This window comes from Pseudomonas sp. PK-RTE-24, assembly GCF_054052265.1.
In genome coordinates this window covers 2,269,915-2,284,052 of record NZ_CM133224.1, presented here as the reverse complement: position 1 = coordinate 2,284,052, position 14,138 = coordinate 2,269,915, and the positions used below count along the sequence as shown (strand labels likewise).

Below are 14,138 nucleotides of genomic sequence, written 5' to 3'. Positions count from 1 at the left end.
CGCAAGCCGTGGTAACGCACATGGCCCCGCACCGGATCGGGGCGGGGCCATGCAGGTCAACACAAAATCAGTTGAACAAGCCGTAGAAGAATAGACGGATGCTATCCCACATGCGGCGGAAGATACCACCCTCCTCGACGCCGTCCAGAGCGATCAGGTCAGCGCTGTGCACCACCTTGTCTTCCAGTTTGACTTCGACTTTACCGATCACGTCGCCCTTGGCGATTGGCGCAACCAGTTGCGGGTTCATGGTCATGCTGGCAGCGAGCTTCTTCAGCTGGCCTTTTGGCAGAGTCATGGTCAGGTCTTGCGCCAGACCGGCCTTGACCTGGCTGGTGGTGCCTTTCCATACCGGCGCCTGCGCCAGTTCAGTGCCCTTCTGGTAGAAGGTCTGGGTTTCGAAGAAGCGGAAACCATAGGTCAGCAACTTCTGGGTTTCAGCGGCGCGAGCCACTTCGCTGTTGGTACCGAACACCACGGCAATCAGGCGCTGGCCATCACGTACAGCCGAGGACACCATGCAGTAGCCGGCTTCATCGGTGTGGCCGGTTTTCAGACCGTCAACGGTCTTGTCGCGCCACAGCAGCAGGTTGCGGTTAGGCTGCTTGATGCCGTTCCAGAAGAACTCTTTCTGCGAGTAGATCGCATAGTGAGCCGGGTCTTCGTGGATGATCGCACGGGCCAGGATCGCCATGTCGTGCGCCGACGAGTAGTGCTCAGGGTTTGGCAGACCGGTCGGGTTCATGAAGTGGGTATTGGTCATGCCCAGTTCGGTGACGGTCTTGTTCATCAGATCGGCGAACGCGTCTTCGCTGCCGGCGATGTGCTCGGCCAGGGCGACGCTGGCGTCGTTACCGGACTGGATGATGATGCCGTGCAGCAGGTCGCTGACAGTGACCTGCGAACCGACCTTGATGAACATCCGCGAACCGCCGGTGCGCCAGGCGTTTTCGCTGACGGTCACCGGATCGTTTTCACCGATCTGACCGCGACGGATTTCCAGGGTTGCGATGTACGCGGTCATCAGCTTGGTCAGGCTGGCCGGTGGCAGACGCTGGTCGCCGTTGTTTTCGACCAGCACGTTGCCGCTGCTGGCGTCCATCAGAACGTAGGCCTTGGCGGCCAGTTGTGGTGGCGACGGCATCATCTCGGCCGCGAAGGCGGCTGGCGAGAGGAGCAGCGGGACTAGCAGACACAGGCGTTTGGCAAAGGTGGTGATGTTCATCCGTCTCTCGAAATCGCTAATGGAAACTTGCCCGAAGGCAAAACTTATTCAGACAGCCTTCTAACGGGCCATCGCGTGTTCAGTTGCTCACTCCAGTCACCCTTGCCGGGCTTTTGTTCTTCGACGAGCCAACAACCTGGTTCACCCCCCGAATACCGCAAGTGAACCGTCAATCAAGGTCTACGTGTTACTCGGTGACCACGCTGGGCGAACCCAGATTGGCCAGCCGCACACTGTTCTGCACCTGGGCGATCTCACCCGGCGAGCCGATCGGCCCCAGGCGTACCCGGTGCAGGGTCTGCTGATTGCGCACGATCGAGCTGATGAACACCGGCGCGCTCACCATCCCGCTGAGCTTCGACCTCAGCAGCTCGGCAGCGTCCGGGTTGGCGAACGCGCCCACCTGCAGATACTGGCCAGACGCTGGTGCAGAAGCGTTTTTTTTTGCATCGATCTGCACGGGCACCACGGCCGCGGCGTGTTGCTGCGGCGGCGGCGTCCATTGCTCGACGGTACCGGCCGACGCGGTGATGACCGGGGCGCTATTCTGCGCCACTTGCGGCTCATTGAGCATCAGCGGCGCCGGACGGCCCTTGGCCGCCCACCACTGCTGCGGATCGATGCCTTCGACCTTGACCCGTGCGGTGCCGGTTTCGGCATAGCCGAGCTTCTTCGCCGCAGCATAAGACAAGTCAATGATTCGATCGGAATAGAACGGCCCACGGTCGTTGACGCGCAGGATCACGGTCTTGTTGTTGTCCAGGTTGGTCACCCGAACGTAACTTGGCAGCGGCAAGGTCTTGTGCGCGGCACTCATGCCGTACAGGTCATACACTTCGCCGTTGGCGGTGTTCTGGCCATGGAACTTGGTGCCGTACCAGGACGCTGTACCCGAAGCCACGTAGGTCTTGGATTCCTGCAACGGAAAGTAGGTCTTGCCCAGCACGGTGTACGGGTTGGCCTTGTACGGGCCGGTGTGCAGGGTCGGTGTCGCATCCGGGATGCGCGAAACATCGACATCCCACCACGGCGCGCCGTCTTTGTGCGCGCGGTTGATGTCCAGGCCCGGTTGGGCGCGGACAGCGGTGGACGGGGTTTTCTGCGTCGGCGTGCGGCTGGTCGTGCAACTGGCGACCAGGACTGCCAACGCAGCGAAAGCCACCAGCTTCAGGGGTTTATTGTTAGGCAATGCCTGCATTACTTGACGCCCCGTGCTTGTACCAGCTGTTCAGACAGTTGATGTACGGCCATGGCGTACATCACGCTGCGGTTATAACGCGTGATCGCGTAGAAATTCTGCAGGCCCATCCAGTATTCAGGGCCGTTGTCGCCTTCGAGGCGAAATGCGGTAACCGGCATATCATCGCGCAGCGCATCATGACTTGACCAGCCCAGCGCCCGCAACTCTGCGACCGTTTTCACCGGTTCGATACCAGTAGTCAGGCCTTCATCAACCTGCTCGCCGCGCACATCGGCACGGCTGACCACCGGTTCGCCGGCGACCCAGCCATGACGCTTGAAGTAGCTGGCGACGCTGCCAATGGCATCGTCCGGGTTGTTCCAGATATTGATGTGGCCGTCACCGTCGAAATCCACCGCGTAGGCGCGAAAGCTGCTCGGCATGAACTGCGGCAGGCCCATGGCCCCGGCGTACGAGCCTTTCAGGGTCAGCGGGTCGACCTGCTCTTCGCGGGCCAGCAGCAGGAACTCACGCAGTTCCTTGCGGAAAAATTCGGCACGGGGAGGATAGTCGAAGCCGAGGGTCGATAAAGCATCGATCACGCGGAAATTACCGGTATTACGTCCGAAAAAGGTCTCGACGCCGATGATCGACACGATCACTTGTGCCGGCACGCCGTATTCCTGCTCGGCACGGGCCAGGGTCGCCTCGTGCTGACGCCAGAAGTCGACACCACGGGCGATGCGCGCGTCGGTGATGAACATCGGACGATATTCGTTCCACTGCTTGACCCGTTCGGCGGGTCTGGAGATGGCGTCGAGAATCGACTGCTTGCGTTGCGCCTCGCGGAACACACCCATCAGTTGTTCACCGGCGAAACCGTAGTCGCGGGTCATTTCGCCGACGAATTCGGCCACCTGCGGCGAGCCTTCATAGTCGCCGGCCAGCGCTTCCTGCACGCTCCCCAGCAGGCCCACCAGGCCAACCAGCGGCGCGCATCGAGTCGCCCAGCCACGCATTACTTGCATTGCACTCTTCACCTTATTCAAACCTGTGCGATCCACTTGCGATGGGTATGGATCGACATCAAAACCCCAAACGCTGACAGCAGCGTCACCAGCGAAGTTCCTCCGTAGCTAATGAACGGCAACGGCACCCCCACGACCGGTAACAGGCCACTGACCATACCGATGTTGACGAAAACGTAAACAAAAAAAGTCATGGTCAACGCGCCGGCGAGCAATTTGCCGAACAGCGTTTGCGCCTGAGCGGTGATCACCAGCCCGCGACCGATCAACAACAGATAGATCAGCAGCAGCGCGCAAATCCCCACCAGACCGAACTCTTCGCCAAGCACGGCAATGATGAAGTCGGTGTGGCTTTCCGGGAGAAAGTCCAGGTGTGACTGGGTGCCGAGCAGCCAGCCTTTGCCAAATACGCCACCGGAGCCGATCGCGGCTTTCGACTGGATGATGTTCCAGCCGGTGCCGAGCGGATCGCTTTCCGGGTCGAGGAAAGTCAGGACACGCTGCTTCTGATAGTCGTGCATGACGAAGAACCACATCGCCACCGACACCGGCACCGCCGCCGCCAATACGCTGAGAATCCAGCGCCAGCGCAGGCCGCCCATGAACAGGACGAAGGCGCCACCGGCAAGAATCAGCAACGAGGTACCGAGATCCGGCTGGCGCACGATCAGAATGAACGGCACGCCGATCAGCATCAGGCTGATGCCGACGTGCTTGAGCTGCGGCGGCAAGGTGCGTTTGGACAGATACCAGGCGATGGTCGCCGGCATCAGGATCTTCATGAATTCCGAGGGCTGGAAGCGGATCACCCCGGGGATGTTGATCCAGCGCGTGGCGCCCATGGCGTTGTGGCCCATGATGTCGACGACGATCAGCAATATCACGCCGATCACGTAACCGAGCGGCACCCAGCGCGCCATGAAACGCGGTTCGAACTGGGCGATGACGATCATTGCCACCAGACCGATGCCGAAAGATGTGGCCTGCTTGCCGAGCAGATCCCAGCTCTTGCCGCTGGCCGAATACAGCACGAACAGGCTGCCGGCGGCGAGTATCAGCAGCAGGATCAACAGCGGGCCATCGATATGCAGTCTTTGCAGCAACGTCGCGCGGCGACGCATCACATCCTCGCTGGAGAGCATGCGATCGAAGTTATTCATCACGGGCCGGGGCCTCCGCAGTGATAGGGCTGGCGTACTCGGCTTTCAGGTGGCCGTCCTGGTCGAGCAACCAGGCGTCCATGACCTGGCGCACCACGGGCGCGGCAACGCCGGAACCAGACTCACCGTTCTCGACCATCACCGACACGACGATTTTCGGATCATCGGCCGGGGCGAAGCCGACAAACAACGCGTGGTCGCGGTGGCGTTCCTGGACCTTGGAGCGGTCGTATTTCTCGCCCTGCTTGATCGCCACCACCTGCGCGGTACCGGACTTGCCGGCGATGCGGTATTGCGCGCCGATCGCCGCTTTGCGCGCGGTACCACGGGCACCGTGCATCACCTGCTGCATGCCATGGTTGACCTTGTTCCAGTCGGACGGGTCGCGCAGGACGATGTTCGGCATCGGGTTTTCATCCACCGGCTTCACCCCGTCGAGGGACTTGGCCAGGTGCGGACGGTTCCAGATGCCTTTGTTGGCCACCAGCGCCGTGGCCTGGGCCAATTGCAGCGGCGTCGACTGCATGTAGCCCTGGCCGATCCCGAGAATCAGGGTTTCGCCGGGGAACCACGCCTGTTTGCGCGTCGCGCGTTTCCATTCGCGCGACGGCATCAGGCCCGGGGATTCTTCGAACATGTCCAGCGAGACCTTCTGGCCGATGCCGAACTTGTTCATATAGGTCGACAGCCGATCGATGCCGAGCTTGTGCGCCAGGTCATAGAAGTAGGTGTCGTTGGACCGCATGATCGCCGTGTCGAGGTCGACGAAGCCGTCACCGGTACGGTTCCAGTTGCGATACTTGTGGTCGTAGTTGGGCAGCATGTAATAGCCCGGGTCGAACACCCGGCTCGAAGCCGTGACTACGCCAGCGTCGAGACCGGCAATTGCCACCGCCGGTTTGATCGTCGAGCCCGGCGGGTACAGACCGCGCAGCACGCGGTTGAACAACGGCCGGTCGATGGAATCGCGCAACTCGGCGTAGGCTTTGAAGCTGATGCCGGTGACGAACAGGTTGGGGTCGAAACTCGGCTGACTGACCATCGCCAGCACTTCGCCGGTTTTCGGATCGAGCGCCACCACCGCGCCACGTCGCCCGCCCAGCGCGGCCTCGGCGGCTTCCTGCAACTTGATGTCGAGGCTCAGGACGATGTCCTTGCCGGGAATCGGATCGGTGCGCTTGAGCACGCGCAATACGCGGCCACGGGCGTTGGTCTCGACTTCCTCGTAACCGACCTGACCGTGCAATTCCGGCTCGTAGAAACGCTCGATGCCGGTCTTGCCGATGTGGTGGGTGCCGCTGTAGTTGACCGGATCCAGCGACTTCAGCTCTTTCTCGTTGATCCGCCCCATGTAGCCCACCGAATGCGCAAAATGCGCGCCCTGCGGGTAATGCCGGACCAGTTGCGCGACCACTTCCACCCCGGGCAGGCGGAACTGGTTCACCGCAATGCGGGCGATCTGCTCTTCGGTCAGCTCGAACAGGATCGGCACCGGCTCGAACGGCCGACGGCCCTGACGCATGCGTTTCTCGAAGATCACCCGGTCCTCGGGCGTCAGCTCCAGCACCTCGACGATGACGTCGAGCACCTGTTGCCAGTCGCCGGAGCGCTCGCGGGTCATGCTCAGGCTGAAGCTCGGCCGGTTGTCGGCCACGACCACGCCGTTGCGATCGAAAATCAGCCCGCGCGTCGGCGGAATCGGCTGCACGTGGACGCGGTTGTTTTCCGACAGGGTCGAGTGGTACTCGTACTGGATCACCTGCAGGTAATACAGACGCGCGATCAGCACACAGATCAGCGCCACGATCACGATCGCACCGAACACGACACGGCTGCGCACCAGACGGGCGTCCTTTTCGTGGTCCTTGATGCGGATCGGCTGAGACATGAGGGCAGGCTTACTTGTGGTAAGGGTGGCCGGACAACACGGTCCAGGCACGGTACAACTGTTCGCCGATCAGGATCCGCACCAGCGGGTGCGGCAAGGTCAGCGGCGACAACGACCAGCGCTGGTCAGCGCGGGCACAGACTTCCGGTGCCAGCCCTTCCGGGCCGCCGACCATGAAGTTGACCGTGCGCGAATCCAGGCGCCAGCGATCGAGTTCGACCGCCAGTTGCTCGGTGCTCCACGGCTTGCCGTGAACCTCCAGCGTGACGATCCGCTCGTTGTGCCCGACCTTGGCCAGCATGGCTTCGCCTTCCTGGCGGATGAAACGGGCCACGTCGGCATTCTTGCCACGGGTGTTGAGCGGAATTTCCACCAGTTCCAGCGCCAGTTCGGACGGAAGACGCTTGGCATATTCATGCCAGCCTTCTTCCACCCACTTGGGCATGCGTGAACCGACGGCGATCAGGCGCAGTCGCACAGCAATCCCTTAGAACTGGTCTTTGTTGAGCTTGGTGAAATGCTCGTGGGTGTTTTCCGGGCTGTGGTGCTTGGCATCGGCCGCACGGCTTTGCTCGGCACCGGCCCACAGGCGCTCCAGGTCGTAGAACTGACGCGCCGAGGCAGTCATCATGTGCACGATCACCAGATCGAGGTCGAGCAGTACCCAATCGCTGTCGCCCTTGCCTTCTTCGCCCAGCGGCTTGGCGCCCTGCTTTTTCACTTCCTCGCGGACCTTGTCGAGCATCGCGTTGATCTGGCGATTGGAGGTACCGGTGGCGATGATCATGTAGTCAGTGATGCTCTGCTTGTCGCGCACATCGATGATCTGGATGTCCTGGGCCTTGACGTCTTCCAGCGCAGCGACGGCAATCTTGACCAGTTCGTCGCCCTTGAGCGGCTCGTTGGTGTTGACGGCTTCCGGCAGTGGTGCGCTCTTGAACGTGCCTTTGCGCTTTACTTTCGGTAGATCTTTATCAGTCATATGTAACTCGTTTTGCTCATGTATTCGGCGGCTTGGGGATACGGTGATCCGTATCGGTGAAGCGCGCCTTGTTCAGTTCGACGCACGGTACAGACCGTGCGCATCGATGTAGGCCAGGACCGCGTCGGGCACCAGGAAACGTACCGACTTACCGCTGGCCAGCAGTTGACGGATCTGGGTGGCGGAAACCGCGAGCGGTGTCTGCCAGACGAATGCAATCTGTCCGCTCGGCCCTTTCAGGGCCAGCGGGTCGCTCACCGAACGCGCTGCCAGCAGGTTGCGCAAGGCATCCGGCGGTTCGCTGTCGGCGTCCGGGCGCTGTAGCACCAGGATGTGGCAATGCTGGAGCAACTCTTCCCAGCGGTGCCAAGTGGGCAGGCCGCAAAATGCGTCCCAGCCCAAAAGCAGAAAAACCTGGGTCTCGGCGGGCATCTCTGCGCGCAGCGACTCCAGGGTATCGATGGTCCAGGACGGTTTGTCCCGCTGCAATTCGCGGGCGTCCACCACCAACGGCGGCAATCCGGCCACCGCGCACTCGACCATCGCCAGCCGGTCCTGCGCCGACACCTGCGGCGTACCGCGATGTGGCGGCCGCGCGTTCGGCATCAGGCGCAACTCGTCCAGCGCCAGCGCTTCGACAACTTCCAGCGCGCCACGCAAATGGCCGATGTGCACCGGGTCGAACGTACCGCCCAGCACGCCAATGCGTTGCGGGCGCGACTCGCTGCCGGTGTGCGGCGCTGTCAGGTCGAGGTCGGTCAAGTCAGACCGTCGCCTGGCCGCGCAACTGGCCATCGCCGACCACGATGTACTTCTCGCAGGTCAGCCCCTCGAGCCCGACCGGGCCGCGGGCGTGCAGCTTATCAGTAGAAATGCCGATCTCGGCACCCAATCCGTATTCAAATCCGTCGGCAAAGCAGGTCGGCGTGTTGATCATCACCGAGGCCGAGTCGACTTCCGCCACGAACCGGCGGGTGTCAGCGAGGTTTTCGCTGACGATCGAGTCGGTGTGATGGGAGCCGTAATGGTTGATGTGTTCGATCGCCTGCTCCAGACCGTCGACCACGCGGATCGACAGAATCGGCGCCAGGTACTCGGTGTGCCAGTCGTCTTCGCTGGCCGCGACCGCTTCGATGATCGCCCGGGTGCGCTCGCAACCGCGCAGCTCGACGCCTTTTTCGCGGAACTGCGCGGCCATCGAAGGCAGGAAATCCCTGGCAACGGCCTGATCGACCAGCAGGGTTTCCATCGCGCCGCAGATGCCATAACGGTAGGTCTTGGCGTTGAAGGCGATGCTTTGGGCTTTGGCCAGATCGGCGTGTTCGCTGACATAAACGTGGCAGATGCCGTCCAGGTGCTTAATTACTGGCACGCGGGCATCACGGCTGATGCGTTCGATCAGGCCACGGCCACCACGGGGCACGATGACGTCAACGTATTCCGGCATGCTGATCAGCGCGCCGACGGCGGCACGGTCGGTGGTTTCCACCACTTGCACCACGGCGGCGGGCAGTTCGGCCTCGGCCAGACCGCGCTGAATGCACGCGGCAATCGCGCGATTGGAATGAATTGCCTCGGAGCCACCGCGCAGGATGGTCGCGTTGCCGGACTTCAGGCAGAGGCTGGCGGCATCGATGGTCACGTTCGGGCGGGATTCGTAGATGATCCCGATCACGCCCAGCGGTACGCGCATCTTGCCGACCTGAATACCCGACGGACGGAAGCTCATGTCGCGAATCGCGCCGACCGGATCCGCCAGTGCAGCAACCTGACGCAAGCCGACGATCATGCCGTCGATGCGTGCCGGGGTCAGTTCCAGACGCTCCAGCAGCGCCGGCTCCAGACCGTTGGCGCGACCGGCAGCCAGATCCAGCTCATTGGCGGCGGCCAGCTCGGCGCGCGCAGCGTCCAGAGCATTGGCGGCAGCCTGCAAGGCGCGGTTTTTCTGCGCGGTGCTGGCGCGACCGATGACCCGGGAGGCAGCGCGGGCGGCGCGACCCAATCGGGTCATGTAGTCAAGAACGGACTCAGTCATGGTCTGCTGGGGTCTTGGCAAAGAGGAAAGCGGCAGATTATAGCTGCCGCGTCCCGGGACTAACAGCGGTGACGGGCGGATGGTCGAAATGAGCTGCGTTTGGCCGGCGTTCAGACGTAATTAAGCTCAGCGTTGTTATCATCACGACCTCTTGAGCCTGGATCAACCTTGCCCATCATGACCAACGTGCCCCTTTGCCCCGAGTCCGCGCGCCTGCCCGTGGGCCTGCCGGACAGTTTTTTCGACCGCGACGCCCAGGTGCTGGCGCAGGCGCTGCTCGGCAAAGTCATCCGCCATCGCGTCGGCGATCTGTGGCTGAGTGCGCGAATCATCGAAACCGAAGCCTATTACTGCGCGGAAAAAGGCAGCCACGCCTCGCTCGGCTATACAGAAAAGCGTAAGGCTTTGTTTCTGGATGGCGGCCACATCTATATGTACTACGCACGCGGCGGTGATTCGCTGAACTTCAGTGCGCAGGGGCCGGGCAACGCGGTGCTGATCAAATCCGCCTATCCGTGGATCGATGAAGTGAGCGGTCCGGCGAGTCTGGCGCAGATGCTGCTGAACAATCCCGATGCCCAGGGCCGACCGCGTCCGACACAGAAGCTCTGCGCCGGACAGACCCTGCTGTGCAAGGCGCTGGGTTTGAAAGTGCCGATGTGGGACGCCAAGCGTTTCGATCATGAACTGTTGCTGGTCGAGGACCCGGGACCGCCACCCGCGCAGATCATTCAAACCACCCGGTTGGGCATTCCGCTGGGCCGTGATGAACACTTGATGTATCGCTTCGTTGACGCTGCGTATGCGCAATGGTGCACGCGGAACCCGCTGCGACGGGGTCAGGTCGAAGGCCGGGATTATTTCCTTCTGTAAACGCTTACCCCTGTAGGAGCTGCCGCAAGCTGCGATCTTTTGATTCTGCTTTAAAGAAACAAGATCAAAAGATCGCAGCCTGCGGCAGCTCTTACCGGAATCATCAATAGTCTGGAGTTTTTCTGTATGGGCCCATGGCTCGATAGCATCACTGGATGGCTCGGCGCCAATCCGCAATGGTTGGCCGCAGCGGTGTTCATCGTTGCGTGCGTGGAATGTCTGGCGATCGCCGGGCTGATCGTGCCGGGCACGGTGCTATTGTTCGGCGTGGCGGTACTGGCCGGCAGTGGCGCGCTGTCATTGAGCGAAACGCTGCTGCTGGGCTTTCTCGGCGGCATCCTCGGCGACTTGATCTCGTACTTCCTGGGGCGGCATTTCCATCAGAACATCCGCCGCCTGCCGGGCCTGCGCCATCACCCGGAATGGATGGCCGGCGCCGAGTCGTACTTCCAGCGCTATGGCATCGCCAGCTTGCTGGTCGGGCGTTTCATCGGCCCGCTACGACCAATGCTGCCAATGGTCGCCGGGATGTGCGACATGCCCTTCCCGCGTTTTTTCGCCGTCAGCCTGTTGGCCGCTGCTGGCTGGAGCCTGGCTTATCTGCTGCCGGGCTGGGCCACCGGCGCGGCGTTCCGTCTGCCATTGCCTGAAGGGTTCTGGCTGGAGGCCGGGATTGTCGCCGCCAGCATCGCGGTGATGGTCGGCCTGAGCGTCAACAGCAGCGTGCGCCGCCATCGTCGCGCGACAATCTGGATTGGCAGCATGAGCCTGCTGATCCTGATCGGTCTGTTCATCGGCTATCCATACCTCACCGCGCTCGACAACGGCGTGATGACCCTGGTGCAGGAGCACCGCCAGCCAGCGCTGGACGAAATCGCCGTGACGCTGACCCTGATCGGCGAATTCCGCAACATGCTGCTGTTCAGTGCCCTGCTCGTCATTCTGCTGGTGCTGTGCAAGCAGTGGCGCCAGGCAATGTTCGCGGGCGCCACCATGTTGGTCACCGCAATGGCCAATACCGGAACCAAGTATTTTTTCGCCAGGGTGCGCCCGGAAGTGCTCAGCGATCCATTGACCACCTACAGCATGCCCAGCGGCCACGCTTCTGGCGCATTCGCCCTGTTCCTGACGCTGGGTGTACTCGCCGGACGCGGTCAGCCGCCGCGCATGCGCCTGACCTGGCTGCTGATTGCCTGCATCCCGGCCCTCTCTATCGCCCTGTCGCGGGTGTATCTGGGCGCGCACTGGCCAACCGACATATTGGCCGGGGCGATGCTCGCCAGTTGCGTGTGTGCTGCGATGCTGTGGTTGAGCCAACGGCAGGCGTCCCTTAATGCAATGCCGTTCAAGATCTGGTGGCTGATCCTGCCATCGATGGTTGCTCTGTTCGGCTTCTTCGTACTGCGCCACTTGCCACATACATTGTTGCGTTACGCCTACTAAAACAGACAACTCACAAGCCAGATTTTTTATACGCCGCTCTTTTGGAATATTCCGACAAGAGCGGCGTTGATTACCTACGCAAACTTCCCCTCCTGCGGTTAACTTTCCTGGTTATAAAACCGACGTTTCCGCATTCCCAATCGACGCCAAACTAGCGTTACATAGTCCAGCCGGAACACGGTGGCGAAGTATTTCGCGCAAAAGAAAATCCGTGAGTTCAATCCGCCCGGCTTGAGCACTTGCCAACAATCAATATTTATCCGGACCCGGCATTGAAGTTCTGCCGAGGCATTTATCAATTCATTCTTTGTCGAGTTATTCATGAGTCCAAAGATACCCCGCAAGACGCCTGTTACAACGCCGCATCAAACTGATCTGCACGCACAGGCACCACATCGCCCCTTGATCGATGCCAGCGCCGTTGAAATATCAAGAAGGACCGGTGGTCACGACCAGACGCTGCCCACAACAACTTCCGGCAGCCCCCTCGCCGATGCAAACCCGAGACTTCCGGCGATCGAAATCTTTCAGTTACCGACACACGGCGCTTATCGTTCGGAACATTCCACTTCAATAAACGATTACTGGTTGTCAGAGGCTTTTCTGCGTGGGATGAAGCCCGCTGACCCCGATGGATTTCGCTGGGTCGTTGGCAGAAAGTTCGTCGACGTCGAATATCAGGGCGCTTTGCAAACCACTCACGTCGGCGTGGATGAAACCGGCGCATGGCGCAGCAAGTTGCTGACCGAGCGCGTGCCCTCCGGACCGCTTTTGTATAAAAACGCAGACAGCCCCACCTGGCGCCTGACTGAACAACCCGCGCCGAAGCGAGCGCGGCTCGCCCCCGCGACAACGCCCATCAATCAAAGCCGTTACAGTCCATCGGGGCGTTCGCCGGATGCTCAGGGTTACTACGAAATGCATCCGCTTTTTGCAGCGCGCACAGACGCCCCCCTGTTCGCCTTCAGGGATTCATTTGGCAATTTCATTCCGGTAGATCCTCCGTCGGGGGGATTCGCGGCGTCGCCGACCCACCTCAAACAGTGGACCGATCATGAGATCTGGCAGCTATATGGCTTGCAGGGCCAAGACATCGCGCGCTTTCGTGTCGAAGCTCAGGCCAGCGGCATGCCGCCACAGAGGGCACATCCCACAACCACCGGAAATCCGCTGACCGATCTGCTGCGCGACTCGCTGCGCTGGCTGCATCCGCAGATGAGCCGTGCAGAGCGTGAAGCCTTTCTGCAATCGTTCAATCTGCTGCCCAGGCAATTGACCCGCTTGCAGCAGGAGATGAGCGACCATCTGGCGATTCCAGCCTGGGCACTGGCGCACAAGCGCCTGTTGGATGACGTCACCCACCCGCGACGCTTCGAGCAATTGGCCAAGGATGCGGTCGAGCAGCTCAACCTCAAGCACAATGCCCGCCACGACTGGTACGACGCCGAACAAGGCCTGACCCCCGAAGTCCGCGAGGCGCTGTTGAAACAGCTCGGTTACCTGCGTAACAAGCACAATTGCCTGTATCGCACGGACGTCCCGGCGCTGTTTCGCGGTGACGAGCGCACGCCGTTCGAGCTGGCGAATGACGGCACCATGCTGCCCCGCTACCACCACAAACCCGGCGCCACCACGCACAAGCCGATCAGCGCGACGTTCAGTCTCGAGCAGGACCAGATGTATGCCAGCGCCCCCGATCCCGCATACCTGCGTTTCAACAGCCAGACCCATAAATATCCGGGACGCGACGCGGGTGACAGCAGCTCAGACAGCGGCGCAAGCGACGCCGATGATTCAAGCAGTTCCTCATCCGACTGGTCTGATCCTGAGAGTCCCGTCGCCTGGGATCACGAGCGGGGTTATCGGTCCTCACGCACGCGGCAGACAGAAATGTTCATGTACGCCCTCGACACGCGCAATCTGGAAGTCGTCCCGCACGAAGAGAACATGGCGTTCAATTCCGCTGCGCGTGAGAACCCGCCGACCTGGTTTCCCTCCGACGATTTCGAGGGGCTGATTTCAGTCACCCGCAGCGGAGTTCCAGCCGAGCGTATCTGGTTACTGAACACAGACCTGAGCAAAGGCGCCAGGATCGCAGACATCAAGGAACAGGCCGGCGCGGACGCTGAGCGTATCGAGGCGGCGACCCATGCCGGGCATGCCAACAAATTCCAATACGACCGACTGATCGACAAAGTGGAAGCGGCGGGACTGCCAATCCTCAGGCTGTCGGGCAACAAGAACGAGTTTGCATACGACATCGCCTGGCCCTGAACCGGGCACGCCCATACAACGCCGGAGAGGAGACCGGCCCCCTCATGCAC

Annotated in this window: 12 protein-coding genes; 3 read left to right on the top strand and 9 right to left on the bottom strand. The window is 61.3% G+C overall.

Features of this window, described 5'->3' with window-relative positions:
• Positions 1–67 precede the first annotated feature (67 nt).
• From ACV8MC_RS10190 to ACV8MC_RS10150, 9 genes are all read right to left on the bottom strand, one after another.
• Positions 68–1,225 carry a D-alanyl-D-alanine carboxypeptidase family protein gene (locus ACV8MC_RS10190; RefSeq protein WP_016773028.1) on the bottom strand — a complete coding sequence of 386 codons (1,158 nt, stop codon included), beginning with the start codon at positions 1,223–1,225 and terminating at the stop codon, positions 68–70.
• Between the two features lie 187 nt (positions 1,226–1,412).
• Complete coding sequence (locus ACV8MC_RS10185; protein WP_016773027.1) at positions 1,413–2,423, bottom strand: septal ring lytic transglycosylase RlpA family protein; 1,011 nt, start codon at positions 2,421–2,423, stop codon at positions 1,413–1,415.
• A complete protein-coding gene (gene mltB / locus ACV8MC_RS10180) occupies positions 2,423–3,433 on the bottom strand; it encodes a lytic murein transglycosylase B (protein ID WP_041477722.1) in 1,011 nt (336 codons plus the stop codon). The genes ACV8MC_RS10185 and mltB overlap by 1 nt, the downstream gene beginning before the upstream one ends.
• Before the next feature lie 17 nt (positions 3,434–3,450).
• Positions 3,451–4,554 carry a rod shape-determining protein RodA gene (gene rodA, locus ACV8MC_RS10175; protein WP_050977864.1) on the bottom strand — a complete coding sequence of 368 codons (1,104 nt, stop codon included), beginning with the start codon at positions 4,552–4,554 and terminating at the stop codon, positions 3,451–3,453.
• A gap of 31 nt (positions 4,555–4,585) precedes the next feature.
• Positions 4,586–6,481, bottom strand: a complete 1,896-nt coding sequence (gene mrdA / locus ACV8MC_RS10170) for a penicillin-binding protein 2 (RefSeq protein WP_071173699.1) — start codon at positions 6,479–6,481, stop codon at positions 4,586–4,588.
• Between the two features lie 10 nt (positions 6,482–6,491).
• Complete coding sequence (rlmH, locus tag ACV8MC_RS10165) at positions 6,492–6,959, bottom strand: 23S rRNA (pseudouridine(1915)-N(3))-methyltransferase RlmH (RefSeq protein WP_011063671.1); 468 nt, start codon at positions 6,957–6,959, stop codon at positions 6,492–6,494.
• A gap of 9 nt (positions 6,960–6,968) precedes the next feature.
• Positions 6,969–7,463 (bottom strand): ribosome silencing factor, encoded by a 495-nt coding sequence (gene rsfS / locus ACV8MC_RS10160; protein WP_016773024.1) that lies wholly within the window; start codon positions 7,461–7,463, stop codon positions 6,969–6,971.
• Positions 7,464–7,535: 72 nt separating this feature from the next.
• Positions 7,536–8,258 (bottom strand): nicotinate-nucleotide adenylyltransferase, encoded by a 723-nt coding sequence (gene nadD / locus ACV8MC_RS10155; protein ID WP_024014451.1) that lies wholly within the window; start codon positions 8,256–8,258, stop codon positions 7,536–7,538.
• Positions 8,227–9,498: a glutamate-5-semialdehyde dehydrogenase gene (locus tag ACV8MC_RS10150; RefSeq protein WP_252868345.1), complete on the bottom strand. Its 1,272-nt coding sequence runs from the start codon at positions 9,496–9,498 to the stop codon at positions 8,227–8,229. The genes nadD and ACV8MC_RS10150 overlap by 32 nt, the downstream gene beginning before the upstream one ends.
• Before the next feature lie 177 nt (positions 9,499–9,675).
• Between ACV8MC_RS10150 and ACV8MC_RS10145 the strand changes: the two genes are divergently transcribed.
• The 3 genes from ACV8MC_RS10145 to ACV8MC_RS10135 all read left to right on the top strand — a co-directional run bounded on the left by ACV8MC_RS10145 (position 9,676) and on the right by ACV8MC_RS10135 (position 14,088).
• On the top strand, positions 9,676–10,371 hold the full coding sequence (locus ACV8MC_RS10145) for a DNA-3-methyladenine glycosylase (RefSeq protein ID WP_457265168.1): 696 nt from the start codon (positions 9,676–9,678) through the stop codon (positions 10,369–10,371).
• Positions 10,372–10,497: 126 nt separating this feature from the next.
• Positions 10,498–11,814, top strand: coding sequence for a bifunctional DedA family/phosphatase PAP2 family protein (locus ACV8MC_RS10140; protein ID WP_252876959.1), 1,317 nt, complete (start codon positions 10,498–10,500; stop codon positions 11,812–11,814).
• Positions 11,815–12,135: 321 nt separating this feature from the next.
• Complete coding sequence (locus ACV8MC_RS10135; protein ID WP_457265166.1) at positions 12,136–14,088, top strand: hypothetical protein; 1,953 nt, start codon at positions 12,136–12,138, stop codon at positions 14,086–14,088.
• The last annotated feature ends 50 nt before the right edge of the window (positions 14,089–14,138 follow it).